Source organism: Micromonospora sp. DSM 43699, assembly GCF_055517075.1.
In genome coordinates this window covers 26,143-50,831 of the sequence record NZ_JBTMMT010000044.1, presented here as the reverse complement: position 1 = coordinate 50,831, position 24,689 = coordinate 26,143, and the positions used below count along the sequence as shown (strand labels likewise).

Here is a 24,689-nt window from a genome sequence, read left to right as displayed (position 1 = left end):
GGCGGCGGCGGCAACGGGGAGAGTGGCCGGCATGACGTGGGCCCGCCGCACCGTACCCGTGATCGCCGCCGCCGTCGCCGGCCTCGCCGCCCGCGACGTCCTCCAGCGCGACCACGCGCTGCTGCGCAACTTCCCGCTGGTGGGACGGGCCCGCTACCTGCTGGAGTCGATCGGGCCGGAGCTGCGGCAGTACATCGTCGCCGGCAACGACGAGGAGCGGCCGTTCACCCGGGACCAGCGGCGCTGGATCTACGCCTCGGCCAAGCAGGAGAACAACTACTTCGGCTTCGGCACCGACAACGACATCGAACGCAGCCCCGGCTACCCGATCATCAAGCACCGCACGTTCGCCCGGACCGTCCCGTCGTCGGTGCCGACCGCCGGGCACGACGTACGGCTGCCGGCGGCGAAGGTGCTCGGCGGGGCACGCGGGCGGGCCAGGGCGTTCCGCCCGGGATCGGTGGTCAACATCTCCGGGATGAGCTTCGGATCGTTGTCCGGCAACGCGGTGAGCGCCCTGAACCAGGGGGCCGCGCTGGCCGGCTGCCTGCAGAACACCGGCGAGGGCGGATTGTCGCCGTACCACCGCCGGGGCGGTGAGCTGGTCTTCCAGCTCGGTACGGCGTACTTCGGCTGCCGGGACGCCCGGGGCCGGTTCGACCTCGCCCGGCTGCGTGACCTGGTCGCCGGTGCCCCGGTGCGGGCTCTGGAGATCAAGCTCAGCCAGGGTGCGAAGCCCAGCCTGGGCGGGCTGCTGCCCGGGGCGAAGGTCTCGGCCGAGATCGCCGCCACCCGGGGCATCGTGCAGGGGGAGGACTGCGTGAGCCCGTCGCGGCACGCCGAGTTCTCCGACTGCGACAGCCTGCTCGACTGGGTGGAGCTGCTGGCCGCCGAGACCGGGTTGCCGGTCGGCATCAAGTCCGCCGTCGGTGACCTCGGGTTCTGGGAAGAGCTGACCACGCTGATGCGGGACACCGGCCGGGGCGTCGACTTCGTCACCGTCGACGGCGGCGAGGGCGGCACCGGCGCCGCGCCGCTGATCTTCACCGACTCGGTGTCGCTGCCGTTCCAGCAGGGCTTCGCCCGGGTCTACCGCACCTTCGCCGAGCGGGGGCTGCACGAGCAGACGGTGTTCGTCGGCGCGGGCAAGCTGGGCCTGCCGGACAACGCGGTGGTGGCGTTCGCGCTCGGCTGCGACCTGGTCAACGTGGGCCGGGAGGCGATGCTGGCGATCGGCTGCATCCAGGCGCAGAAGTGCCACACCGACACCTGCCCGACCGGCGTCGCCACCCAGAACGCCTGGCTGGCCCGGGGCCTGGACCCGGCCCGCAAGTCGGTACGGGCGGCGAACTACCTCGGCACCCTGCGCCGGGACCTGGTGAAGGTCGCCGAGGCGTGCGGGGTCGAGCATCCGGGGCTGATCGACACCGACGCGGTCGAGATCCTCGACGGCCGCACCTCGGCCCGGCCGCTGCGGGAGGTCTACGGCTACCAACCGCAGTGGGGGCTGCCGTCGGCGGCCGACCGGGCGGAGATCGCCCGGCTGATGGCCGGTGAGGCGCCGCAGGGCGGCAGCGCTCCCCCGTCGGCCACCGCCCAGGGCTGATCCGCCGTCGGCCGACTGCGTCGCGGCCCCGCCCACGGGCTACCCGACGCCGGTCACCAGGCGCAGGGCGCGTAGTCCTTGAGGAAGCAGCCGTACAGTTCCTCGCCCTGCTCGCCCCGGACGATCGGGTCGTACACCCGGGCCGCCCCGTCGACCAGGTCCAGCGGGGCATGGAAACCCTCGTCGGCGAGGCGCATCTTCGTCGGGTGCGGGCGCTCGTCGGTGATCCAGCCGGTGTCGACGCTCGTCATCAGGATGCCGTCGGCACGCATGTCCTCGGCGCTGGTGCGGGTGAGCATGTTCAGCGCCGCCTTGGCCATGTTGGTGTGCGGGTGCCCCGCCCCCTTGTAGCCCCGGGCGAACTGCCCCTCCATCGCCGAGACGTTCACCACGTACGACCGCCCGGCCGGGGCGGCGGCCAGTGCCGGCCGGAGCCGACTGACCAGCACGAACGGGGCGGTCACGTTGCACAGCTGCACCTCGAGCAGCTCGACCGGGTCGACCTCGTGCACCCGCTGCACCCAGCTGTTGGTGTCACCCAGGTCGGGGGCGAGCCCACCGGCGTCGACGGCGGTGGCGGCGGCGATCCGCTCCGGCGTGGCGGACCGGCCGGTCAGCGCCAGCGCGGTGAGGGCGTGCGGGGCGATGGTGGCGGCCGGCAGCGAGCCGTCCGGCAGCGCCAGGGTGACGCCCCGGCCACCGGTGAAGGTGAGCAGCTCAGGCAGCGGCCCCTCGGGCAGCGCCGCCGTCTCGGCGGCGACCAGGTGGGCGTACGCGCCGGGGGTGCGGCGTACCGTCTGCGCGGCGTTGTTGATCAGGATGTCCAGCGGGCCCTGCGCGGCGACCGAGTCGGCAAGCGCCACCACCTGGGCGGGGTCGCGCAGGTCGATGCCGACGACCCGCAGCCGGTGCAGCCAGTCGGCGCTGTCGGGCATGGCGGTGAACCGGCGGACCGCGTCGTGCGGGAACCGGGTGGTGATCGTGGTGTGCGCGCCGTCGCGCAACAGGCGCAGCGCGATGTACATGCCGATCTTGGCCCGGCCCCCGGTGAGCAGCGCCCGCCGCCCGGTCAGGTCGCACCGCGCGTCGCGGCGCTCCCGGTTGAGGGTGGCGCAGGCGGGGCAGAGCTGGTGGTAGAACGCGTCGACCTCGCGGTAGCGGGTCTTGCAGATGTAACAGCCGCGCGGGTTGATCAGGGTGCCGGCGATGTCGCCTGCGGTCGGCGAGGCGAGCGGGATGCCCTTGGTCTCGTCGTCGATGCGACCCGGGGCACCCGTGGCGGTGGCCGCGGTCACCGCCCGGTCGTGGGCCAGGACGGTTTCCCGCCGCTCCTCGCGTCGCCGCTGCTTCACCATCTTGAACAGCCGGGCGGTGGCCCGCTGCACCCGCACCACGTCCGGGTGGTCGCTGGGCAGCGCCTCCAACGCCGCGAAGACGCGCAGCGCGACCGCCAACTCGTCCTGGTCGACACCGGGGGCGTCGGCGTCGCGCCCTGGTTGTCCGCCGTTGTCCACCGTCATGCCCGCTATCGTCCCGCCCTCACGCCCGGGGCCGACCGCCGGCCCGACCCGGGAACTCTACGCACCCGGGCCGGGCCGGCGCGACGCCTGGGCGCGGCGGCGACGGTGAGCTGGGCCACCGTCACCCATGGGCGGCGGCGGGGACGTGGCGGTGCGTCACCGCTTGCTACCGTGTCGGTGATCCCGGCGGCCGATGGTCGTCGACGTCCCCTGGGGAGGGTCGGATGTGGGCGGACGAGGCGGCGCTGGACGCGGCGGGACGCCGGCTCGACGGGTGGGAGTCGTCGTTCGCCCACCGCGCGGAGCAGGCGAAGACCCTCGCCGCCCAGGCGCAGGCCCTGACCGGCACCGCCCGCAGTCCCGACCGGACGATCGAGGTCACCGTCGACCCCACCGGCCTGCTGGTCGGCCTGCGGCTGGACGAACAGACCCGGCGGCACTCCGCCGCCCACACCGCCCAGCAGATCATGGCGACCACCCGCGCGGCCCGCGCCGACCTGCTGCGGCAGCTCACCGAGGCCACCACCCGGGTCCTCGGCGCCGACGACCCGACCGCCCGGGCGATCATCGAGTCGCACCGGCAGCGGCTCGACCCCGGCCAGGGCACGCCGGATGCCCACCGGTGACGGGATCCGGGTCGACCCGGACGACCTGACCGCGCACGCCGCCCACCTCGACCGCTGCGCCGACAGCCTCGACACCGCCCGCCGGGCCGGCCAACATGTCCGGCTCGACGCCGGCGCGTACGGGCAGCTCTGCGCGATCATGCCGGCGCTGCTCGACGGCCTCCAGCGGACGCTTGTCGACAGCGTCGGCACCGCCGCCGGGTCGGTCCGGGACACCGCCGGGAAGCTGCGGTCGGGCGCCGACGGCTACCGGGCCGCCGACGCCCGCGCCGCCCGACAACTCGACCGGGTACGGGACCGCCGGTGACCGGCAATCCGCTGGTCGCCACGGCGGCACCCGCCGACCCCAGCGCCTGGGCCGGGATCTGGATCTGCGAGGACATCGGACTCATCGCGCAGGGCATCCGCACCGGCAGTTGGATCGACGGCAGCCTCGGCGTGGTCAGCGCCGGCCTGGACGCCCTCGCGCTCGTCTCCGACCCGGTCGGCGCGCTGCTCCAGTACGGCATCGCCTGGCTGGTCGAACACGTCAAGCCGCTCAGCGAGGCCCTGGACTGGCTCGCCGGTGACCCCGCGCAGATCACCGCGCACGCCCAGACCTGGCGCAACGTCGCCGCCTCGCTCCGCGCGGACGCCGCCGAGCTGACCCACGCCGTCCGCACCGAGGTCGCCGGCTGGGGCGGCAGCGCCGGCCCCGCCTACCGGGCCTGGGCCGCCGAGCAGCACCGGGCCATCACCGGCCTCGCCCAGGGTGCGGACACCCTCGCCGCCGCCACCGAAGGCGCCGCCGGCCTGGTCGCCGCCGTCCGGCTCCTGGTCCGCGACGCCATCGCCGCCTGCGTCTCCCGCCTCATCGTGTACGCGGGCGAACTGCTCGTCACCGGCGGGCTCGCCACACCGCTGGTGGTGGAGCAGGTCACCACGCTTGTGGGGTCCTGGGCTGCACGGATCGCGCGACTGCTGCGAGGGTTGCTGGCCAGCCTGCGAAGGTTGCTGCCCGAGCTCCGCCGCCTCGGCGACCTCATCGACAAACTCAAGCAGGCACTGGGACGGCTACGGGACGGCGGTTCCCGTGGGGAAGGGCCGTTGCCAGCAGAGAAGGGATCATCCTCTCCAGAACACGGGCAGAGCCCTGACTTCGACCCGGGAACCCACAAGGGGCCACTCGGAGCAGCCTTCCGCCCCGGTGTCGAGGATCCCCGTGGCCTGTTCGATCCGAAGGAACGAGATATCGCCGACCGGGTCGCCGAGCAGGGCGATATGGTGCACCCGAGGGAACGGATAGATGACATTCATGGAAGCAAGAACCCCGATGCGATGATCCGATCCAGCCCTGCAGACCCCGGCGTGGTGACCGAGTTCAAAACCCTCGACAGGCCCAGCAGCGAGGCAGTCCGCCGCAACATCTTGACTGCGGGTAAACAGGTCGCACAGACGGACGGAGGCGATTTGATCATCGACGGACGCGCAGTCGGGCTGACCGAGGAGGACGCGCGACGAGGTTTCGCACGAGCGCTCGGGCAGCATCGACAGCATGGAAGCGTCCTGCCTGATCAGGTTCGGATCGTTCTCGGTGACAATCGAATCCTCACCCTCCCCGAATAGCCATTGGTGCGAAAATGTCGACGCTGGAACATGTTTTCATCCACACCCAGGACCCGCCGGAGGTCGCCGCTGCCCACATCTCGTCCGCAGTCGGCATGAAGATCTCGACCGGCCCCGACAACGGCATCTACCTCAGCCGCCCCGCTCACGCAGATCCGACCAAGGAGGTGGGAGGTGAGATCGCCCGCAACTTCCTCGCGTACCCGTCGGACATCCCGGAGGAGCAGTCTCTCCTGGACGGATATGAGATCCTCTGGGACTTCGCGTACACCGGGCGGAACCGCGATGTCCAACTGAAGGAGGCCCGCCGTGCCTTCGAGCAGCTCACGACCGCCCGGTTGTGGCCGGCGGCTCTGGTGGCGGGGCTCGACACCCTCGTCGCAGCCTGGAACCCTGTCCTCGGGCTCACGTGGTTTCCGCCCGACACCTCGCCGGACGCGGATGACTACGCTGCCTGGAGCGGCTACCTCGCCCAGCTACGCGCCTGACTCCCGGGAGTTCAATGGCGACACCCGACGACCGGCTGAGGACGTCCGCCTCGCTTCCGCCGCCCTGGGTACCACGGCGCTGGGACGGGGGAGGCGCGATCCCTCGACGCACTGACGGGAAACACCGCCGAGGCATCCCGGTTTATCGCGCGGCATTCAGGAGGCCGCCGATGAAGACAGCGGGCTTCTTCCGAGAGCTCGGCCCGGATCCGGTCGAGGTCCACGCCGAGAGCATCCGCACCCACCTGACTTCACCACCGCTGCCCGATGCCGATCGTGTGATCCAGTACCTGCGCGACGGGCACGGCCTGATCGACGTGATGGGTGCGGAACTGGACGTCCTCGGCAGTGGCCGACATCTGGTCGGCGGCGCCTGCGTGTTGACGGACGGCGAATGGCCCTGGCTTGACGACCTGCGGTTCTACGTGACCACCTACCATGTACGCCTTCCAGGGGACTTCCTCGCCTCCGTCCGGGCAGGCGACTACCAGCTCCCCGAATTGCGGGGCGAGGAGCTGCGCGCGGGAGGTAGGGAAGCGATGCGCATCCTTGGCTACCACCGACCTATCCCCTCATCGTCCCGATGAGATTGTCCGCGTAACGGCCATGGCTGGTCTCATCGTGCTGAGGCCCAGCGTCGATTGGACGGCGACCGGCGGTCTGTTCGACTGGGCGCTGGAGTTCCTCATCTCAAGGCTCTCCGACAGGCAGGTCGCGGACCAGCTTCAGGAGATCGTCGACAACAACCTCGGCTCGGTCTGGGTCCATGAACTGCCGCCCAGCGCGCAGGCGGAGATCATCGGGCACTGGCGACGCGACCTGGTGGAAGCCGGCAAGCAGGATCTCCCGGACAGCGACCACAAGACCGACGTGCTCCGCCACCTCCAGGAACTGGTGGACGCCACCTACCCGGCCGGCCGTCCAGGCTGAGGTAAGACGAGATCATGACACTTGACGATCTCACTGCGATGATGGCTGCTGACGAACACCGCAGGTACGAGAGCAGTCCCGACAGTGCCCTCTCCATCGTTGCGCCGCCGGGATACACCCATGCCATCATCGCGACCCGCCTCATGGTGTGGCTCGCCCAGGGCGGCATCCCGGCGGACCGGCTCGCACAGGCGGTCGGGCTGCGCATCCCCGGACGGCAGGGTGGGGTCGGCGGACGCATCCCAGATCTGGTGGTGTGGAGCAAGGAGCAGGCCGATGGGGTCTGGCTGCCGGTGGCCGACGTGCTGCTCGTCATCGAGATCGTCTCACCCGGTTCCGAGGGCGTGGACACGGTAACGAAGCGCAGTGAGTACGCCGCCGCAGGAATCCCCCAGTACTGGATGGTCGACCAGGACCAGGCGCAGACGGTGACGATGCACCATCTGGACGGCGACCGCTACGCCGTGCGGGCCAGCATGCCGCTCGCGTGGGTGCTCAACACCGACCCGGCAGAGCACGACCTCGGCTGACCGCACCGCCACACCTCAGGCCGTCAGGATGGCCGGTTCCTCCCCTCCCCTACCCCAGCAAGTTTCGTGAACCGGCTGGTCACGCTGCTTCCGTCGCGAAGGTAGTCGGCGAGTTTGAATCCGTACGCCGGCCCGGACCACTACGGCGTGTCGCGCACTGCGTAGGCCGGCTGGGCCTCGGCTTCCGCGTCGTCATTCGTCGGTGTCGGCGGAGCGCCGGTTGCGGGTCCGGTGGGCGCGCGCCGCCTTCGCCTGCGGCGTTCCGCCCCGGCCACCCTCCGTCCAGGAGACCTTGCTGTAGTCGTCCCAGCGGGCGTCGAGCTTGGCCGCATCGCTTTGCTCGTCCGGCGTGACGGTGAAGTAGTCGCAGCCGCTCGCCTGCATCTGCATCCATACCGCGTTGACGATGTCGGCGTACTGATCTGGTCCCACGCCCCGGAGGCGTACGGTGAACTCCCGCTCGTCCTGGCTCACGGCAGGCGGATTCCGGTGCAGGGGTTGCTGTGCGCGGGGCGGTGCCGCATCCAGAAGACCACGTCGAGGACCCGGAGCAGGCTCACCGCCTCGGGCAGGCCCGCCTCGTCGTGCAGTGCGCGGAGCCGCTGCCCCAACACGCCGTCCTCCTCGCGGAGCCTGCCGTGCAGCCACTCCCAGAAACCCGAGCCGGTGCGGTAGGCGCAGGACACCACCGCGTCGTACACCGGCACCAGCTTCGGACGTTTGCGGGCGAGCAGCTTGCCGGCGATGACCCACCCGATGCCGTCCGCGTCACGCAGCGCCCGCCACGCGATGTCCGCAGCACCGCCCACCACCACCAGGGGGTACGCCTCGTCGGTGCCCAGCGCGACGTCGACCGGAATCCTCGCCAGCTCGGCGGCGACCCGTTCACCGAGCGGCCCCTGCAACAGGTCGAGCGCGCGCCGGGGCGGCACTCGCACATCGAGCAGTTCCACCGCGACGAGGTCCTCGGCGGTGATGGCACCGGTCGTCCCGGGGCGGCTGCCGCCACCACCGAGGTGTTCGAACTGGCCTCCGGTGAACGCCTCGTCGCCGGTGGCCAGATAGTAACGTCGCAGGTCGGAGACCGACCGGGGGTCGTCGAGCACGGCCAGCATCTCGGCGAGAGTCAGGGGCTGGGGCACACTTCTCCTTCGGGGTCTAACGGTCAGTGGCGGCGAACGTCAGGTACGGGCTGGGTGTTCCGCTCCACGAGGCGTAGAGGACCTCGCGGGCGCGGGTGCTGGCGACGAAGAGCAGGCAGCGTTCCCGGAGCAGGTCGTTATCGTGTTGCACCTGGTCCACCTCGGCCGGCGTCACCTCCTTGGCGAAGGGGATCGTCTTGGCGTTGAGGCCCACCATCGCCACGCAGCGGAACTCCAGGCCCTTCATGGCGTGCATGGTGGCGAGCCGTACCCCGTCGACGTCCGCGCCGGGCTGGTCGCGTACCCAGGCGGTGGGGATGCCGGCGGCGGTCAGCTCGTCGTGCATGCTGCGCAGTGTGGTGGTGAACCGGGCGCAGACGGCGATCTCGCCGGGCCGGACGCCCTGCCCCAGCCACTCCCCCACCCGCTGTGCCAACGCCGCCCCCTCGGCCTGCGGCGTCGGATGTCCCTGCGCCTGCGGTCGCCTGCCGTGCAGCAGCGACCGGTAGCCGGTGAGGTTGTCCTCGCCGTCGCCGCCGAGTGCGTCGACCCGCGCTCCGACGAGCACCTGGGTCGCCCAGCCGAGGATCTCTTCGGTGCTGCGGTAGTTGATGCGCAGCCGGCTGCTGCGCCCGGTGACGCTGATGCCGAGGGAGCCGAGCGACACCCGGGAGTCGTAGATCCGCTGGTGCGGGTCGCCGGTGATGAACAGGTCGTCCGGTCCAGGCGGCACGGCGGCACGCAGCACCCGCCACTGCGCGGGGTGCAGGTCCTGCGCCTCGTCGACCACCACGTGGTCGTAACCGTGGGTGGCCCGGTCCGCGTCGGCGAGCAGGTCCGCGGCCCGTGCGCAGATCTGCAGGTAGGTGGCGGAGCCGGCGGCAGTCAGCTCCGCGTGGAACATCTCGACGGCCTCCCACAGCCGGTCACGTTGCCGGGTGCCCAACGCCGAGCCCCGTCCACGCCGGCTGGCCGCGCGGTACCCGTCCCGGCTGCGCACGTCGTGGGCGAGGATCACGTGCCGGTACTCCTGGGCGAGGAACTGTTCGGTCCAGGGCAGGGCCAGCCGGCGGCAGACCCGCCGCCACACCTGCCGCTCGTCGGAGTCACCGACGGGGGTCGGCGCCCGGCCGGCGAGGGCGCGCACGGTGCGGTTGGCGAAGGCGTTCACCGTGGTCACCTCCACCCGCGACAGTTGCTTCTCGTCGTCGAGCAGCAGCGCCAGGTGTTCGCGCAACGTCGCGGCCAGGGCGTTGGTGTACGTGGTGAGCAGCACCCGGTTGTCGGGCGTACGCGACAGCAGGTGCTTGACCCGGTGCAGCGCCGCTACCGTCTTGCCGGTGCCCGGCCCCCCGGTCACCTGGGCCGGCCCGCCGTAGGACACCCGGTAGGCGACGCGGCGCTGCGAGGGGTGCAGGAAGACCCGCCACGCGGCGAACGGCTTGTCCAGGATCTCGGCCAGTTCGTCGGGCCGGGTGACCAGGGTGATCCGGTTGGTGGTGTTGGCGATCGCCATCGCCAGGCTTTCGCTCGGCTCGTCCGGCGCGTCGGCCGGGCGGCGTTGGGCGACCAGGTCGCGGTAGACCTCGTCCGGGGTGAACCCCTCGGCGAGGTACTGCAACACCTCGAACTGGTCCTCGGGCAGCAGCGTCCCGAACGCCTCCAGCTGTGGCTTGTCGATGATCGTGCGGACGGCCCGCAACACCTGGTCGTCGATGCCGAGGTGCCGCAACGCCGTGTCCGGGTGCTTGGCGAACAGCAACGTCGGTGCCTGCGCCGCCGCCTTCTCCAACGCCGGGGTGAGCTGCTCGATGGCGACCGCGTTACGGACCTCCAGCGCCCGCGTCGCGGTGTTGACGGTGTAGAGCCGCTTCGCCGCCCAGGTGTACGCGCCGTCGTGCGGCACGACGTTGAGCAGCAGGAACGTGTCGCTGCCGTCGTCGGGGGCGAGCACCACCCCACGCCAGAAGTCGTTGATCCGGATGGTCCGCATGCGCGGGTCCCGGGCGTTGTTGACCGACTCCAGGTGCAGTCCCTTGTCGGCGTGCAGCTCGGCAATGGTGAGTTGCTGGAACTTCTCCATCGCCTTGCGTACGCCGGCCCTGACGGGCTTCTCCAGGACGTCGAAGCTGTGCCAGAAGCTGTTGGCGAAGGCGAGCTGCGGCACGGACGGGACCTCCGGGTCGAGGGATGCGGATCGTCTAGACCAGGTCGGTTTCGTCAGGGGTGCTGATCTGTGCCTGGTCGTAGAACCAGCGCAGATGGTCGAGCAGTGCGTCCCGGGCCTCGGCATCGGCGAGTACCGTCAGCGGGAAGTTCGGCCGCAGGGCGAGCTTGGCGGCGGCGATCTCCACACCCGGCAGCTGGTTCAACCGCTGCCGCAACTCCTCCCGCAGGGTCACGCCGTCGAACGGCGTACGGATGCTGAGGTGCTGGAAGACCACCTCGCACTTCCCGCTGGGGTAGACCGTCACCGGCCAGATGTTGCCGTACTCGTGTCCCTTTTCCCGGGCCAGCAGGAAGCAGGAGGTCTCGTCGCCGTCGCCGTAGCCGAGGGCGCCGCCCATGGTGGTCCACGCGTCGAGCACGACGGCGGTGGCCGTGGCGACCGCCGGCTCCTGGGACGCGGTGAGCTGCTCCATGAACCGCGCCGCGCGGTCGACGTCGCCGCGGGAGCGGGATCGCGGCTCGGGCAGGTCGGGCGGCGTCACCCCGGCGAGCTGGGCCAACTCCTCGACGGTGATGCGCTGGGCCTGATCGGCGCGACCGTACTGGTCGAAGGTCACGCCCTCGGCGCGCAGCACGTCACGCGGGTCGTCGCTGCGGCCGGGTTCGAGCCACCGGAAGTTACCCGCGACGATCCCACCGGCCTGGAGCACCCGGTGGGCGTTCAGGGTCGGATGGTTGGCCAGCCGGTTCCCCACCGGTTGCGGTGCCGTGCCGATCAGGGCGGCCAGGTCGCCGTAGGTGGTCCACGCGCCGGCCGGCAGCTCGGCGAGCGCCTTCGCCAGCACGTCCCAGGGCACCTCGGACTCGTTGTCGGTCTCCCCGGTGGGGCCGGGCCAGATGGTGACGATCCGGTCGGCGAGGGCGTCGGCCCGCGCCAGGATCTCCGAGCGACCCCACCGCTGCCGGTCGGCGATGTCCCGGCTCAACTGGACACCGCTCTTCGCCAGGGCGACCCGCTTGGCGGCGAACGGCTTGTTGCTCAGCTCCGAGTTGTAGCCGGTGAGCGTCAGGTTCCCCAGGGTGTGCACGAGCGCGTCGTGCGCCTCGCCGGGGGTTTCGTCCGCGTCGAGGTCGGCGGCGAGCATCTGCGCCCACTCGTCGCTGAGGGTCTGCGGCAGCACGTGTTCGATGGTCAGCTTCTCCAGCGCCACCGGCTCCTTGCTGTCATGGGACTCCTCCAGCCAGCGCAGCACCAGGTTGCGCTGGTTGGCCCGGCCGTTGAGGTAGAACGGGATGGTCCGCACCAGCGTCCGCAGGCTCGCGTCGGTGGCCCAGTGCTTGCGGCCCGTCGACAGGTATTTCCGCACCGCCTCGTGGACCGGCAGGTCCTGGTCCATCTCGGTGACCACGGCGAGCAGGATGCGGTTGATGTTCATGGTGCTGCGGCCGATCAGCAGCCGCCGGACGAAGAAGCTCTCCAGGTAGAGCATCGCGGCGGCGATCTGGTCGGAGGTCGCCGTGCCCTGGTCCCGCCGGTCGAGCAGGTGCAGCAGCACCGGGTAGACGGTGGTGGTGCCCCACGCGCTGAGCCGCTCCAGCCGTTGCCGTACGCCCGGGTCCTGTTCCTCGGTGGGGTGCAGAATCACCCGCAGCAGCGCGCCGAGCCGGCTGAACCGCTGCACCTCGGCTTCGACGTCCGCTTCGGTGCGCAGCTTTTCGAGACGTTCCTGCTGGGTCGAGTACGTGTCGGTCTGCTTGACCTTCGGGTCGCGGTGGACCAGGTCGAGCCAGAAGAGCAGGACCAACTCCGTCGGGGTGAACCGCTGCTGGAGCGGCAACCAGAGCGACTCGTAGACGGCCGGTCCCCGGTGGGGCAGCCGCATGAAGATGTAGTTGCGCAGCAGGTCGGCCTGGGTCAGCGTCAGCCCGGTGTTGTTCAGCGACTCGAAGATCCGGTAGACGTTGTCACCGGGCTTGGCGGTGATCGCCACCAACGCCAGCCCGGTGATCACGGCGCTCTCGATCTGCGCGATGGCGATCGGCTCCTCGGCGGTGCCGAGGGCGTCCAGCGCCTTGGCGAAGAACCGGTACGCCCGGCCCACCGCGTCGTCCCCGCCCGCGTGCGGTGTCGACTTCACGCAAGCCGTGTACGCGTCCCGGTCGGCCTGGGTGGGGACCAGCTTCAACCAGCGCTGTTCCTCGAACGGGTTGGTCAGGTACTGCTGGTCCAGCCGGAGCCGGTGTTTCGGGCTTTCGTGCTCGGCCCGGTGGTCACGGATGGCGCAGAGCAGGATGGTCAGCGTGGTGAGCCGCTGCTGGCCGTCCACCACCAGGTATTCGGCGACGCCGACCGGACCCATGGCGGGGCTGGGCGCGAGCACCAGCGAGCCGATGAAGTGGGTGGCCCCCGGATGGTCGGCCCGGTCCCTGGCGAGCTGGCAGACGTCGTCCCAGATCCGGGCGAATTGAAGCTCGGTCCACGAATAGGTCCGCTGGTAGAGCGGCACGAGGTATTGCCTCGTGCCCTCCAGCAGACCCTGCAACGTGGTTTCGTGCGCCGCGACCATTCCGACCCCGTCCCTTTTGGACCCACCCTGAGCCGGCAAGACAATCAGATCAAGGACCGACGGGGCAAACACGCAGGGAAGGTTGCCCCGTCGGATAGACGACAGCGCGCCGGCCGGCACCAAAGCCGCTCGTTGTGCCACACGACGGTCGTTGCGCAATTCCCATCTGGAGGCCGAGTTGAGGGGACGACGTGAGAAGGCAGACGACGTGTCTCCGCTGCCTGACCTTCTCCGCAGGAATCCCGGGGAACGGCTCGATCTGACGGACTACTGGGCCGACTTCGAGGACCGGTTCTGGAAGGCGGCGGCACCGGGGTTCTGGAAACTGGAACGGCAGCAGACATTCAAGGAGCCCACTGACGAGAGCTGGCGGGCCTTCGCCGACGGCCGTTGGGCCGACTCGCTGCGCATCCTTCAAGGTCATCGTCCCGAGTTCGCCGACTACTACCGCCGGGTCGCCGGGAGCGGCTTCGCCACCCGACGGGTACGGGTCGTCGCCGAACCCCTCACGCCGTACCTTCAGTGGGAGCTGCATGTGTTGCGGCTGCGCCACGAGTACGGCGGCCTGACCCGGGTGGTCGACCCGACCCGGATCGCCAGTGCTGAGGCGACAGACGTGCTGCCGGAGATCTACACCCTGGGCACCGAGGTCATGTACGAGGCGGTCTACGACGCCTGCGGGGTTCTGGCGGCGGCCCGCCGCTGGCGTGACCCGGAGCTGGTGGCGCGCTGTCAGGCATTCGTCGAGTCGCTCTACCGCGACGGCGAACCACTGGACGTGTTCTTCGCCCGCGCGGTGGCACCCCTGCGGCCACCGCGGTCCGGATGACGCGGTGGGCGAGACCGACAGTCGGTCGTATCGACGATGGTCGACCGAAGGGTATCCTCAGCCCGCACTGGTTCAACTCGCCTGGGCAATCCTGACTGGAGGCCGTCATGAGTGGACAGCGTTGGACGGCAGACACCTCCGCCGAGCTCACCCGCCGCTGGGGCAAGTCCTCCCACGAACTGGGCACCACCTCCGGAGACGGAAGCTGCCCGGACATCTGGGAGCTGAGCAACGGCGATATCGCACTGATCGGCCAGGACGCCACCGAGGAATACCGCAACCGCCTTCCGCACGGGGTGTCGATCGACCCGGGCGAGCGGCTGGTCATCGTTCCCCGCGTGACCATGCTCGCGGCGAAGACGGACATCCCCGACGCATGACCTTCCCGGTCAGCCGGGGTGCAGCTCCTCGCCGATCTTGATGATCAGCCGGCGTGACTCCTCCTCCCCCAGGGCCGTCCCGTCCAGGTCCGCCCAGACCCGCTCGTACGCGGCCCACTCCGCCGGCCGGTCGAGGTAGAGCGCCCCGGTCAGCGACTCCTGGTAGACCACCGGCGGGTCGGGGTCGGCGCGCAGGCCGAGCGGGAAGTCCAGCAGCACGAACGCGCCCGCTAGCGCCCCGTCGTGCGCCCCGGCGGTGAGCGGCAGCACCCGGATCGACACCTGCGGCAACCGGCTCACCTCCGCCAGGTGCCGGAGCTGTCCGGCCATGGCCGCCGCGTCGCCCACCTCCCGCAACAGCACCGCCTCGCAGAGCAGCACCTCGTAGCGCGGCGGTCGGGGCAGTCGCCGTCGGAGCAGGTCCTGCCGCCGCAGCCGCGCCTCGACCGGCCGTTCCCGCTCGTCGTCGGTCGCGTCGGGCCGGTGCGGGCAGGTCGCGGAGGCGTACGCCCGGGTCTGCAACAGGGCGGGGACCAGTGCCCCGGCGTGCTCGCGGAGCCGGCACGCGGCGGACTCCAGGCCGCCGTAGAGGTCGAACCAGTCGGGTACGGGGTCGCCGTACGCGTGCCACCAGCCCCTCCCCCGCGTCTCGCCGGCCAGGGCGATCAGCGCGGCGGTCAGCTCGCGCCGCGCCCCGTACAGCTCGCACATGGCCCGCACGTCGACCCCGCGCACCACGCCGAGCCCGCTCTCGATCCGCCAGATCTTCTGCCTGCTGCACTCCAGCGCCTCGGCCACCGCGTCCAGCGTCATGCACGCCTCGGTGCGCAGCTCCCGCAGCACCCGCCCGAGGTGCCGGCGCGGCACCGACGAGCCGGTGACCTCAACCATCGGAGCCCTCCCGCCGCCGCTGGCGGGGCACCCGCGCCCGGTAACGGTCCGCGCGCTGGTTGGGCACGTCCTCCGCCCGCCGCCGCGCCGGCCACTCGTAGACGGTCGCGCCATCGCACCGCGACGTCGCCACCCCATCGGGTACGACGCCCTCGACCGTCCTGCGCCGCCAGCGCCCCGGATCGTCCCCGTCGGGCACCACCTGCCCGGTCAGGTCCACCGCGACCGTCCCCGACCGCAGGAACCACTTCCACCGCCTACCCATGCCGCCTCCCCTTCCCGTTGCGTCGCGCGCCGATCAAGAGTGAACAGATGAACAGCCTACACGCTTAGGGGGCAGATGAGCAGAGCATGCGCACAGAGTGCAAGCGTTCAGTTCGCATGCTCCTAACGTGACGGTGTGGGAAAGCTTCGGCTGGTGGCGAGTCAAGAGGTGCAGGAGATGCTCGGCGTCTCCCGCACACGCGCCTACCAGATCACCAACTCGAAGACGTTCCCCGACCCGGCGGCAGTCTTGTCGGTCGGGCGGATCTGGCTCACCGAGGACGTGGAGCGGTGGATCAGGGACCACCGCCCGGACCTCCAGGACCGGGAGCCGTAGCCAGCGCGCTCGCAGCCCGACCTCGTAGCCCGATGCGGAACGAATCCGCAGGTCAGTGGTTCGTGTCGCCATCTCCGAGGCGGTCGAGGTTGGCGAGGAGCGCTTCGATCTCGGCAGCGGCCGGTGCCTGCGCGCCGTACCGCCCGCGCACGTCACCGAGCAGGTCTTCGAGCTGCCGCTTGGCGTCGGCCACGGCACCGATGCCGGCGGCGAGCGCAGCGATCTGCTGACGGAGCTCGAACAGGTCGGCCGGGTCCGCCACCGCCTGCCGTTGCTCTGCGAGCAGGGAGCGCAGCTCGGTCAGGGCCGCCGTCGCCTCGCCCAGCTCGACCTGGCACACCGCCGCCTGCTGCCGGCATCCCCAGATCAGCTCCTGGTCCGGTACGGGACGCTGACGGAGGTCGCCGACGAGCCGCTGGAACTCGGGCAACGCCTGGCGGTAGGCACCGGCGAGGACGTGGAGGTTGGCCAGGTTCAACCGCAGTTCGAGGATTCTCGGCTGTTTGACCTGCCCCTTCGCCACCTTCCGCAGTGCCGTTTCGAGCAGTTCGGCGGCCTGGGTGAAGCGCTCCTCCTCGGCCAGCGCCCAGGCACGGTCCTGCGCCTCGGCAAGCTCCTCGGACGAGGGTGGCTGGGCTCGGTCCGCCGGTACGCGCCGGGGCACGACGTCCCGCCTGGTCGGCGGCAGCGGTTCCCGTTGCGGCACCGGGCCGAAGGGGTAGCGGTAGGGCATGGTCGGGTCCACCACCTGCCCGTCGGCGACGGTGACCGCCAGGTCGGCCGCGATCTCCGGCGTGACGCTGCCGAAGGGCATCAGGATCTCGTACACCTCGGCGGCCGACGCCGGCCGGTGCTGCGGGTCCTTGGCCAGCAGGTGGGTCACGAGTCGCACCAGAGCGTCGGGCACGCCGGCCCGGCGGTCGGCCACCGACGGGACCGGGTCGTTCATGTGCCGGTGCAGCATCCCGAGGGGACTGTCCGCCCGGTAGGGCGGGCTGCCGGTCAGCAGCTCGAAGAGCACGCAGCCGAGCGCGTACAGGTCGGCACGCGGGCCGACCACGCTGCTCAGGGCCTGCTCGGGCGCCATGTAGGTGGGTGTGCCCAGGGTGTGCCCGGTGGCGGTGAGCCGGGGGCCGTCGGTGGGGCCGAGCAGCGCGGCCACCCCGAAGTCGAGCACCTTCACCGCGCCGGTCGGGGTGACCATCAGGTTCTGCGGCTTGAGATCCCGGTGGACGAGGGACGCCACGTGGGCGGCGGCCAGCACCGAGCAGATCTGGGCACCGATCGCGGCGGACCACGGCACCGACAGCGGGCCACGTTCGGCGATCAGGTCGGCCAGCACCATGCCCGGCACGAGCTGCATGACGAGGTAGATGTCATCGCCGTGATAGCCGACATCGTGGACGCTCGGCACCCCCGGATGGTCGAGCCGGGCGGTGACCCGGGCCTCCCGCATGAAGCGTTCGACCGCGTTCTCCCGCTCGCTCTCCGGGACGGTGAGCTGCCGGAGGAACTTGATCGCCACCGGCCGGTCAAGCTTCTCGTCGAACCCGGCCCACACCTCCCCCATCCCGCCGTGGCCGACCGGATAGGTCAGCTCGTACCGGTCGGCCACCCGCTCCTGCGCCCGCATCAGCACCCCACCGTCGTCACGGTCGTCGGTGCTCGTCGTCGGTGGACTCGGCTCCGCCGTACAGCTCGGCCAGTTCCCGGTACGCCTCCTGGCCTGCCGCCATGGCGTCCTGGTCGTGTTCGGCGTTCTCGCCGGCGACGGCCGCGAGTTCGAGGGCGGTCTGTAGCCGGCCCAGTTCGCTGCTGACCTGCGCCCACCGCCCCCTGGCCACCTCGCGCTGCGCGGAGAGGGCGTCGGCGGCGCGGCCCGTCGTGGGTATCGGCTGCGGCTGGCTGCGAGGATCCGGTGGCCGCAGTTGCTCCCGGCGGCTGAGGACGTCGGCCCCCACCCAGAGCGCTTCGGCGAGCGACTGGCCGGCTTCCACCGGGTCGACCACCTCGGACAGTGCGGGCAGTGCACGGCCGGCGCGCTCGGCCAGCTCGACGAGACCGAAGAACGCGTGACGCGACTCGATCGAGGCGATGGTCCGGTGGATCTGCGGGAACTTCGCGATCTCCGGTGCGACCACCCGGGCCGGCGAGGGTTTCGACAGCACCACGGTCAGGCCGACGCCCACCGTCAACGCGATCAGGAAGAAGATCACCAGGAGCGGCGCACGCCACAGGCACAGCCCGAGGGTGCCGAGGAAGACCAGCGCGGCGAGCACCACCAGTCCGGCGACGTTGGTGCCGGCGGGAGCCACCGGGACGGCCCTCAGGTCGGTGACGTTCCCCCACTCGCGCCGCAGCGACGCTCCGGAGAGTTTGAGCGGGGCGAGGGCCACCACGGTCTGCGTGTCGTCAGTGGCGATCCAGACCTGGAGGGGGTGGTCGGACGGGGGCAACCGTCCTCCTTTCACAGACGCGGTCAGGCGATGCCCTTGCGGCGGCGGATCATCTGGTACGCCTGCCGGCGGGCGAACTGGTTGAGCTGGGAGCGCAGGCTCTCGTCGTCGAGGTAGCGCTGCATGAGCTTGCCGTTGTCGTCGTGCCGGGACAGGATCACGTCCTCGATCCGCCTGTCGCAGACCACGCCGAAGTTGCTCTCGTCGTTGACCATGGCGGCGGCTTCGAGGGTGCCGTCCTCGGCCAGGGCGACGATCTGCTGTTCGACCCAGACCTTGTCGGCCTCCCCCAGCCCGATGCCGAACCGGTCGTTGAAGGCGTCGATCAGCTCGGAGAGCGCCACCCGGTCGGGGTCGTTCTGCTTGCCGACCGCCCCGCCGAGGAAGCCGGGCAGCATCTGCTCGCCTTCCGGCGACAGGGACGCGTCGTGCTCGCCGGTCTTGCTGACCCGCAGGTGGGTCAGCTGCACCTCGCCGATGTCGACGGACGGGTCCTGCTGGCGGGGCAGCCGGTTGAGCAACGCCCGGCCGTACAGGTAGAGCCGTTCCAGGTCCTCGTCGTGGTAGGGCACGACCTGGCTGAGGAAGGCGTACATCCGGGTGTAGTCACGCAGCGCGGACCGGAAGCCGGTCGCGGCCTCCTGGTCCTGCTCGGCCAGGGCCTTGAAGCGGTCGACGGCCGGTTCGGTGAAGCGGTAGAGCGCGGCGTGCGCCCGCTGGAGACCGGTGTCGGTGGTGGCTTTCGCCTCGGCGGCGAGCAGCGCCTCGGCGTACGCCTGCATCTCCGAGTCGACGAGCACCGGGTAGCCGGTCACCGCGTGCTGCGCGGTGTAGAGCAGGTTGGGGTCGGTGGGGGTGGTCGCGGCGGTCTCGAAGTACGGCCGGAAGTGCGCGGCGACGTCGCCGGCCTCGTTGACGAAGTCGAGCACGAACACGTCGCCCTGGGCCTTGAGCGGGTGGATGCGGTTGAGCCGGGACAGGGTCTGCACGGCGGCCACGTTCTTGAGCAGCTTGTCGACGTACATCGTGGTCAGCAGCGGCTGGTCGAAGCCGGTCTGGTATTTCTCGGCCACCACCAGGATCCGGCATTCCACCGGCTGCTTCGCCCTGGGTGTGCCGGCGTGCCTGTCATCGGCGGCGGTGTAGGCGAAGCGGTCGGTCAGCTCGCCCTCACCGAAACCGTTGACCCGGGCCTCGGTGTACTCGACGCCGTCGACCTCCAACTCACCGGAGAACGCGACCAGGGAGTCACAGCCTGCGTAGCCGTGCAGGTCGACGTACTTCCTGATGGCGGTGTGCAGGCGGACGGCGCCCTCGCGGGAGGCGGTGACCACCATGGCCTTCGCGCGCCCGCCGAGGCGCGGCGCGGTGTGTTTGCGGAAGTGCTCGACGATGATCTCGGCCTTCTGCGCCTGCATGGTGGGGTGCAGGCTGGCGAAGCGGGCAAGTTGCGCGCCGGCCTTCTTGGGATCGACCTCCGGGTCGTCGGGGTTGGCGTTGGCCAGCTTCCAGTACGACTTGTAGGTCAGGTAGTTGCGCAGCACGTCGAGGATGAAGCCCTCCTCGATGGCCTGCCGCATCGAGTAGGTGTGGAACGGCTGCGCGTCCCCGGTGACCGGGTGCGGGGTGCCGAACAGCTCCAGGGTCTTCGCCTTGGGGGTGGCGGTGAACGCGAAGTACGACAGCGTCTGGTGCCGCCCCCGGGCCAGCGCCGACGCGGTGAGCAGGTCGCCCGACTCGTCCACGTCGTCGCTGCCGAGCCGGAGCAGCACCTTCTTCAACGCGGCGGCCGAGTCGCCGGACTGCGACGAGTGCGCCTCGTCGACGATGACGGCGAACCGCTTCCCGCGCAGCCCCTGCACCTGGTTGAGGATGTAGGGGAACTTCTGCATGGTGGTGATGACGACCTTGGCGGTCTCGCCCTGGAGGGCGGCGGCGAGCTGGGCGGAGTCCTTGTCGATCCGCTGCACCACGCCCGGCACGTGCTCGAACTGGAACACCGTGTCCTGGAGCTGCCGGTCGAGCACCACCCGGTCGGTGATGATGATGACCTTGTCGAAGACCGGTTCGTCGGGGCGCAGCCCCGTGGCGCGGGTGTCCTCGTCGAGGGTGTGCGCGGTGTGCAGGCTGGACAGCCGGTGCGCCAGCCAGGCGATGGTGTTCGACTTTCCCGACCCGGCCGAGTGCATCACGAGGTAGTTGTGGCCGGAGCCGTGCCGGGCGGCGTGCCCGGTCAGCCGGGTCACCGCGTCCCACTGGTGGTAACGCGGGAAGATCAGGGTCTGGGACTCCCGGTCGGTGTGCAGGAACCGGCGGATCAGGTCCAGCCAGGTGTCCGGGTGCCAGATCTGCTCCCACAGGTAGGAGCTGCGGTAGCCGCTCGCCCCCACGGGCGGGTTTCCGGCACCCCCGGAAACCCCCGGCCCGTTGGACCCGGTGTTGAACGGCAGGAACCGCGTCTTCTCCCCCGCCAGCTTCGTCGTGACGAAGACCAGGTCGGGATCGACGGCAAAGTGCACGAGGGTACGCCGGGCGAAGAGCAGTTCCTTCGCGTCACGCGTCCTGCGGTACTGCTCCTTGGCGTCCTCGACGGTCTGCCCGGTCAGTGGGTTCTTCAGCTCGGCCGTGGCCAGCGGGATGCCGTTGACGAAGAGCACCAGGTCGAGGGTGTTGTTGTTGCTTGTCGAGTAGGCGAGCTGCCGGGTGACGGTGAGCCGGTTGGCGCGGTAGAGGGTGAGCGCGTCGTCGGTGATGGCGTGCGCCGGCTTGAAGTAGGCGAGCCGGATCAGCACCCCCTTGTCCTTCACGCCCCGGCGGAGCACGTCGAGCGGGCCGCGCTCGTCGATCTGCCTGGCGAGGTACCGCGCGAACTCCCGCTGCGCCACGTCCGGATCGTTCCCGTGGTACGCCAGCAGCCGCGCCCACTCGTCCGGCTGCGTGGCACCGATAAAGGCGAAGAGTTCGGCGGTGTCCAGTCCGAACGAGCGATGGTAGTTGCCAGGGGTTCCTCGCAACCATCCCGAGTTCAGCAAATTCCCCTCGATAGCGGCTTCAAATGACGACTCCTGAATCGGTCTCATATATCCGCCCCCCGCGCCGCTGCCACATCAAACTCGCCAGTCACCGCCGCCGCGATCAATGCGAGACGTCGCTCCTCGAGAAGGTTTTCCCGCCGCCGCAAAAGCGCAACCCTACCCCGGGATGCCTCCTCTTCCCGCCGGAGATTTTGAACAATTATTTCCTGGGCCCGGACACCCGGCGCAGGCATTCTCAATGCACGAATAAGCTCTTGACTGAGATTCGGTTGACCAGCACCAGCAGCCAGCTGGACGATACCGTCACGATGAGCGCGGAACCAGTAATAGGCAAAGTCCGTTGATATCCTTCCCGTGCTCGTCAACACGCAGCACGCCTGGTTGACGCAGGCTCGAAGTTCCAGCACTCCCACCCGCCCTTTAGTCAGCCCAGCCCCGTACATAGCAACGACCAACGCACCAACGGGGAATATCTTCAGCGATGGGTAATCGCGCAAGGCGGCAGCCGTGACGTTTTTTGCCACAGAAGAAAGCGGACCATCTACAACGTCACCACTGTTAACCCAAGGGATACCACCATCGAAGTAGCGCCCCTCGCTCGAACTCGGCGTCGTGCCGCTGCCTGCGCGAAAGGAATGGCTGATCTTCAGTAGTGGCCAATCGGAGGCCACGGTAGGCATCCAAGCGAACTGGGTTCGCCGCGTCGGAGCGCCCGGATATGTAGTCGTTGCCGCCCGAAAATACTCGGCAAGACGCTCAGCCTCTAGCGATATTTGACTCTCAGTAAGAAGCCGCAATCTCTCAATGCGCACTGTCTCGCAGTCCAAAAATTCGGCGATCCTACGCTGCTCTTCGATCGGCGGCACCGGAAACGGCGCGGATGCAAGCCGTTCGCCTACCAACTCGATCTGATTGGTCGCTCCAACGATGAGAGCTGAATAAATGTAGCGCTGGAAAGACTCAGAGGAGAGATAGTAGTAGGCAAACCTTGGATCGAGGACATCGCGGCGCACTCTCACTCGCGTCACATGGCCGTCGGCCATAGCTGCCCGACCATCCGGAGTGCCACTGAAGTAGCCAACACGACCAAGTGTGCCTCGCCCTGTCGAATTGACCAAAATATCGTCCGGCTGCAAAAATCCCTTCAGGCGCGCAGGATCGCCAGAGAAAGAGTGGAAGCGCGCACGCCCCCAATCAAGCCCGCCGGGTTGATTAGCGGCCTGACTCACCGCCCAGACCGGCCCCTCATCAACGTAATCCGGGGCAGCCCCTCGGTTTATCGAGAGAGTGGCGTATTTCAGCGGCCACCATTCCCATGAGCTTGGTATAGCCGCCCCGGCAAGTCCGGCGCTCACCTCGTCGCCTCAAGAAGTAGTGACTGAATCTCGGCTTCGAGGCTCTTGATGTCGTGGTCGATCTCGTCCAGCGGCCTTGGCGGCTGGTAGACGTAAAAATAGCGGGTGAACGGGATCTCGTAGCCGGTCTTGGTTTTGGATTCGTCGATCCAGGCGTCGGGGACGTGGGGTAGGACTTCACGTTTGAGGTAGTCGTGGATGTCCTCGCCGAGTGGCACGTTCTCGTTGTCGCGCAGGTCGGTGTCCGGCAGCGGGTTACCCTTGCGGTCGGTCTGCACCTCCCCCTCCGGGTCGCTGACCGAGAACGCCTCCCACACCGCCTTCTCCACCGCCGCCGGCAGCTTGCCCAGCCCGTTGAGCTGCATCGCGAACTCGGCCCGCGTCGCGGACGACGTACCGATGAGGGATTTGGCCCCGGCGAGCAGTGACTCGCGGTCGGCGTACTTGAGGACGGCCCGCGCCTCGGCGAGCAGGGCGACCGTCTCGTCGGTGACCTCGAAGCGCAGTCGCAGCGGGCGTTCGACGGTGATCCGCTGGTAGCCGAAGTCGGTGGTGGCGAAGACCTTCACCTTGGCGTGCTGCGGGTGCTCCGGGTCGTCGGCGATGGTCAGCGCGTCCACGTAGGCCCGGGTCAGCTCGGCGATGTGGTCGTCGGTGAGCATCTTGCGTTTGTCGCCGAGGCTCTTGCGCATCTTGGTCCAGTAGTCGCGGCCGTCGAGCAGCACCACCTTGCGGCGGCGGGACGCGTCCTTGCGGTTGGTGAGGATCCAGAAGTACGTGGAGATGCCGGTGTTGTAGAAGAGCTGGTCGGGCAGGGCCACGATGCCTTCGAGCAGATCGTTCTCCAGGATCCAGCGGCGGATCTCCGACTCCCCCGACCCGGCCGCCCCGGTGAACAACGGCGAACCGTTGAACACGATCGCCAGGCGGCTGCCGCCGTCCTCGGGGCGCTTCATCTTCGAGATCATGTGCTGGAGGAACAGCAACGAGCCGTCGTTGATCCGGGGCAGCCCGGCACCGAACCGACCCGCGTGACCCCGGGCATGCTCGGCCTTGACGTAGTTTTCGACCTTCTTCCACTCCACCCCGAACGGCGGGTTGGCCAGCATGTAGTCGAAGCGCTCGCCATCGTGGCCGTCCTGGCTGAACGAGTTGCCGAACGCGATCTTCGTCGGGTCGCCGCCCTTGAGCATCATGTCCGAACGGCAGATCGCGTACGTCTCCCCGTTCAGCTCCTGCCCGTACACCTCGACGGTGGCGTGCGCGTTGTGCGCCTCGATGTGCTCCTGCGCCTCGCTGAGCATCCCACCGGTGCCACACGCCGGGTCGTAGACCTTGCGGACGATGCCCGGGGTGACCAGGTCGTCCTCGTCGGGGGCCAGCAGCAGGTTCACCATCAACCGGATGACCTCGCGCGGGGTGAAGTGCTCACCGGCGGTCTCGTTGCTGATCTCGGAGAACCGGCGCACCAACTCCTCGAAGACGTAACCCATCTGGTGGTTGGACACCACGTCCGGGTGCAGGTCGATGTCGGCGAACTTCGCCACCACCTGGTAGAGCAGCCCCGCCTCGGCCAGCCGGCCGATCTGGGTGTCGAAGCCGTACTTATCCAACACGTCGACCGCACCGGGCGAGAACCCGCCGATATAGGCGCGCAGGTTCAACGCCACATGGTCCTGGTCACCGAGCAACCGACGGAACGACATCTCACTGGTGTTGTAGAACGACAACCCGGCCGCCCGCCGCAACACCGGATCCACGTTCTGTACGCCCGACGCCCTGAGCTGCCGATGCCGGTCGAGCACCGCGTCCTTCGTCGGCGCCAACACGCAGTCGAGCCGACGCAGCACGGTCAACGGCAGGATCACCCGACCGTACTCGGACTGCTTGTAGTCGCCCCGCAGCAGATCCGCCACCGACCAGATGAAGTTCGCCAACTCTTGGTGCTTGGTGCTCACC

At 69.7% G+C, this 24,689-nt stretch carries 23 protein-coding genes; 11 read left to right on the top strand and 12 right to left on the bottom strand.

Annotated elements, in window-relative coordinates; genetic code table 11:
• Positions 1–31: 31 nt before the first annotated feature.
• A complete protein-coding gene (locus tag AC0AIB_RS20760; protein WP_328347186.1) occupies positions 32–1,606 on the top strand; it encodes an FMN-binding glutamate synthase family protein in 1,575 nt (524 codons plus the stop codon).
• 53 nt (positions 1,607–1,659) lie between these two features.
• On the opposite strand, the gene AC0AIB_RS20755 is transcribed toward AC0AIB_RS20760, so the two are convergent.
• The gene (locus AC0AIB_RS20755) at positions 1,660–3,126 is read right to left on the bottom strand and encodes an SDR family NAD(P)-dependent oxidoreductase (protein ID WP_465097298.1); all 1,467 of its coding nucleotides are present in this window, start codon (positions 3,124–3,126) and stop codon (positions 1,660–1,662) included.
• A gap of 224 nt (positions 3,127–3,350) precedes the next feature.
• Between AC0AIB_RS20755 and AC0AIB_RS20750 the strand changes: the two genes are divergently transcribed.
• The 7 genes from AC0AIB_RS20750 to AC0AIB_RS20720 all read left to right on the top strand — a co-directional run bounded on the left by AC0AIB_RS20750 (position 3,351) and on the right by AC0AIB_RS20720 (position 7,305).
• Positions 3,351–3,752 carry a YbaB/EbfC family DNA-binding protein gene (locus tag AC0AIB_RS20750; RefSeq protein WP_328347190.1) on the top strand — a complete coding sequence of 134 codons (402 nt, stop codon included), beginning with the start codon at positions 3,351–3,353 and terminating at the stop codon, positions 3,750–3,752.
• Entirely contained in the window at positions 3,739–4,059 is a 321-nt protein-coding gene (locus AC0AIB_RS20745; protein ID WP_465097297.1) for a type VII secretion target, read from the top strand. The genes AC0AIB_RS20750 and AC0AIB_RS20745 overlap by 14 nt, the downstream gene beginning before the upstream one ends.
• A complete protein-coding gene (locus AC0AIB_RS20740; protein WP_465097296.1) occupies positions 4,056–5,357 on the top strand; it encodes a WXG100-like domain-containing protein in 1,302 nt (433 codons plus the stop codon). Before AC0AIB_RS20745 ends, AC0AIB_RS20740 begins: the two co-directional genes overlap by 4 nt.
• A 14-nt stretch (positions 5,358–5,371) precedes the next feature.
• A complete protein-coding gene (locus tag AC0AIB_RS20735; RefSeq protein ID WP_465097295.1) occupies positions 5,372–5,845 on the top strand; it encodes a hypothetical protein in 474 nt (157 codons plus the stop codon).
• 170 nt (positions 5,846–6,015) lie between these two features.
• The gene (locus AC0AIB_RS20730) at positions 6,016–6,432 is read left to right on the top strand and encodes a hypothetical protein (RefSeq protein ID WP_465097294.1); all 417 of its coding nucleotides are present in this window, start codon (positions 6,016–6,018) and stop codon (positions 6,430–6,432) included.
• 19 nt (positions 6,433–6,451) lie between these two features.
• Positions 6,452–6,775 carry a hypothetical protein gene (locus AC0AIB_RS20725; RefSeq protein ID WP_465097293.1) on the top strand — a complete coding sequence of 108 codons (324 nt, stop codon included), beginning with the start codon at positions 6,452–6,454 and terminating at the stop codon, positions 6,773–6,775.
• 14 nt (positions 6,776–6,789) lie between these two features.
• The gene (locus tag AC0AIB_RS20720; RefSeq protein WP_465097292.1) at positions 6,790–7,305 is read left to right on the top strand and encodes a Uma2 family endonuclease; all 516 of its coding nucleotides are present in this window, start codon (positions 6,790–6,792) and stop codon (positions 7,303–7,305) included.
• A gap of 192 nt (positions 7,306–7,497) precedes the next feature.
• Here AC0AIB_RS20720 and AC0AIB_RS20715 read toward each other — a convergent pair whose 3' ends face one another.
• Genes AC0AIB_RS20715 through AC0AIB_RS20700 form a run of 4 tightly spaced genes read right to left on the bottom strand, consistent with a single transcriptional unit; the run spans position 7,498 to position 13,183 of the window.
• Positions 7,498–7,779 carry a hypothetical protein gene (locus tag AC0AIB_RS20715; RefSeq protein ID WP_465097291.1) on the bottom strand — a complete coding sequence of 94 codons (282 nt, stop codon included), beginning with the start codon at positions 7,777–7,779 and terminating at the stop codon, positions 7,498–7,500.
• Positions 7,776–8,447: a DUF6308 family protein gene (locus tag AC0AIB_RS20710; protein ID WP_465097290.1), complete on the bottom strand. Its 672-nt coding sequence runs from the start codon at positions 8,445–8,447 to the stop codon at positions 7,776–7,778. Before AC0AIB_RS20710 ends, AC0AIB_RS20715 begins: the two co-directional genes overlap by 4 nt.
• Before the next feature lie 16 nt (positions 8,448–8,463).
• Positions 8,464–10,614, bottom strand: a complete 2,151-nt coding sequence (locus AC0AIB_RS20705; protein ID WP_465097289.1) for a UvrD-helicase domain-containing protein — start codon at positions 10,612–10,614, stop codon at positions 8,464–8,466.
• Between the two features lie 34 nt (positions 10,615–10,648).
• Positions 10,649–13,183 (bottom strand): GmrSD restriction endonuclease domain-containing protein, encoded by a 2,535-nt coding sequence (locus AC0AIB_RS20700; RefSeq protein WP_465097288.1) that lies wholly within the window; start codon positions 13,181–13,183, stop codon positions 10,649–10,651.
• Between the two features lie 208 nt (positions 13,184–13,391).
• Between AC0AIB_RS20700 and AC0AIB_RS20695 the strand changes: the two genes are divergently transcribed.
• Together AC0AIB_RS20695 and AC0AIB_RS20690 are read left to right on the top strand one after the other, a co-directional pair.
• The gene (locus AC0AIB_RS20695) at positions 13,392–14,012 is read left to right on the top strand and encodes a DUF6879 family protein (RefSeq protein WP_465097287.1); all 621 of its coding nucleotides are present in this window, start codon (positions 13,392–13,394) and stop codon (positions 14,010–14,012) included.
• A gap of 107 nt (positions 14,013–14,119) precedes the next feature.
• Positions 14,120–14,392, top strand: a complete 273-nt coding sequence (locus tag AC0AIB_RS20690; RefSeq protein WP_465097286.1) for a hypothetical protein — start codon at positions 14,120–14,122, stop codon at positions 14,390–14,392.
• Positions 14,393–14,401: 9 nt separating this feature from the next.
• Here the strand turns inward: AC0AIB_RS20690 and AC0AIB_RS20685 are convergent, their stop codons facing one another.
• Both AC0AIB_RS20685 and AC0AIB_RS20680 read right to left on the bottom strand, forming a co-directional pair.
• Entirely contained in the window at positions 14,402–15,283 is an 882-nt protein-coding gene (locus tag AC0AIB_RS20685; RefSeq protein WP_465097285.1) for a helix-turn-helix domain-containing protein, read from the bottom strand.
• On the bottom strand, positions 15,276–15,548 hold the full coding sequence (locus AC0AIB_RS20680; RefSeq protein ID WP_465097284.1) for a hypothetical protein: 273 nt from the start codon (positions 15,546–15,548) through the stop codon (positions 15,276–15,278). Before AC0AIB_RS20680 ends, AC0AIB_RS20685 begins: the two co-directional genes overlap by 8 nt.
• A 135-nt stretch (positions 15,549–15,683) precedes the next feature.
• On the opposite strand from AC0AIB_RS20680, the gene AC0AIB_RS20675 reads away from it, so the two are divergent.
• Positions 15,684–15,884, top strand: coding sequence for a helix-turn-helix transcriptional regulator (locus AC0AIB_RS20675; RefSeq protein WP_219462169.1), 201 nt, complete (start codon positions 15,684–15,686; stop codon positions 15,882–15,884).
• A 52-nt stretch (positions 15,885–15,936) separates the two neighbouring features.
• Here AC0AIB_RS20675 and AC0AIB_RS20670 read toward each other — a convergent pair whose 3' ends face one another.
• The 5 genes from AC0AIB_RS20670 to AC0AIB_RS20650 all read right to left on the bottom strand — a co-directional run bounded on the left by AC0AIB_RS20670 (position 15,937) and on the right by AC0AIB_RS20650 (position 24,688).
• Positions 15,937–17,517, bottom strand: coding sequence for a protein kinase domain-containing protein (locus AC0AIB_RS20670; protein ID WP_465097283.1), 1,581 nt, complete (start codon positions 17,515–17,517; stop codon positions 15,937–15,939).
• A 16-nt stretch (positions 17,518–17,533) separates the two neighbouring features.
• Positions 17,534–18,340: a hypothetical protein gene (locus AC0AIB_RS20665; protein WP_465097282.1), complete on the bottom strand. Its 807-nt coding sequence runs from the start codon at positions 18,338–18,340 to the stop codon at positions 17,534–17,536.
• 23 nt (positions 18,341–18,363) lie between these two features.
• Positions 18,364–21,354, bottom strand: coding sequence for a type I restriction endonuclease subunit R (locus AC0AIB_RS20660; protein WP_465097281.1), 2,991 nt, complete (start codon positions 21,352–21,354; stop codon positions 18,364–18,366).
• A gap of 62 nt (positions 21,355–21,416) precedes the next feature.
• Positions 21,417–22,604 carry a restriction endonuclease subunit S gene (locus AC0AIB_RS20655; protein ID WP_465097280.1) on the bottom strand — a complete coding sequence of 396 codons (1,188 nt, stop codon included), beginning with the start codon at positions 22,602–22,604 and terminating at the stop codon, positions 21,417–21,419.
• A gap of 122 nt (positions 22,605–22,726) precedes the next feature.
• Positions 22,727–24,688, bottom strand: coding sequence for a type I restriction-modification system subunit M (locus AC0AIB_RS20650; RefSeq protein WP_465097279.1), 1,962 nt, complete (start codon positions 24,686–24,688; stop codon positions 22,727–22,729).
• Position 24,689 lies beyond the last annotated feature (1 nt).

Bases quoted from the DNA above. Each gene is read 5' to 3' on its own strand.
- AC0AIB_RS20760 (WP_328347186.1), top strand. From the start codon at position 32: ATGACGTGGGCCCGCCGCACCGTACCCGTGATCGCCGCCGCCGTCGCC.
- AC0AIB_RS20755 (WP_465097298.1), bottom strand. From the start codon at position 3,126: ATGACGGTGGACAACGGCGGACAACCAGGGCGCGACGCCGACGCCCCC.
- AC0AIB_RS20750 (WP_328347190.1), top strand. From the start codon at position 3,351: ATGTGGGCGGACGAGGCGGCGCTGGACGCGGCGGGACGCCGGCTCGAC.
- AC0AIB_RS20745 (WP_465097297.1), top strand. From the start codon at position 3,739: ATGCCCACCGGTGACGGGATCCGGGTCGACCCGGACGACCTGACCGCG.
- AC0AIB_RS20735 (WP_465097295.1), top strand. From the start codon at position 5,372: ATGTCGACGCTGGAACATGTTTTCATCCACACCCAGGACCCGCCGGAG.
- AC0AIB_RS20730 (WP_465097294.1), top strand. From the start codon at position 6,016: ATGAAGACAGCGGGCTTCTTCCGAGAGCTCGGCCCGGATCCGGTCGAG.
- AC0AIB_RS20725 (WP_465097293.1), top strand. From the start codon at position 6,452: ATGGCTGGTCTCATCGTGCTGAGGCCCAGCGTCGATTGGACGGCGACC.
- AC0AIB_RS20720 (WP_465097292.1), top strand. From the start codon at position 6,790: ATGACACTTGACGATCTCACTGCGATGATGGCTGCTGACGAACACCGC.
- AC0AIB_RS20700 (WP_465097288.1), bottom strand. From the start codon at position 13,183: ATGGTCGCGGCGCACGAAACCACGTTGCAGGGTCTGCTGGAGGGCACG.
- AC0AIB_RS20690 (WP_465097286.1), top strand. From the start codon at position 14,120: ATGAGTGGACAGCGTTGGACGGCAGACACCTCCGCCGAGCTCACCCGC.
- AC0AIB_RS20685 (WP_465097285.1), bottom strand. From the start codon at position 15,283: ATGGTTGAGGTCACCGGCTCGTCGGTGCCGCGCCGGCACCTCGGGCGG.
- AC0AIB_RS20680 (WP_465097284.1), bottom strand. From the start codon at position 15,548: ATGGGTAGGCGGTGGAAGTGGTTCCTGCGGTCGGGGACGGTCGCGGTG.
- AC0AIB_RS20670 (WP_465097283.1), bottom strand. From the start codon at position 17,517: ATGCGGGCGCAGGAGCGGGTGGCCGACCGGTACGAGCTGACCTATCCG.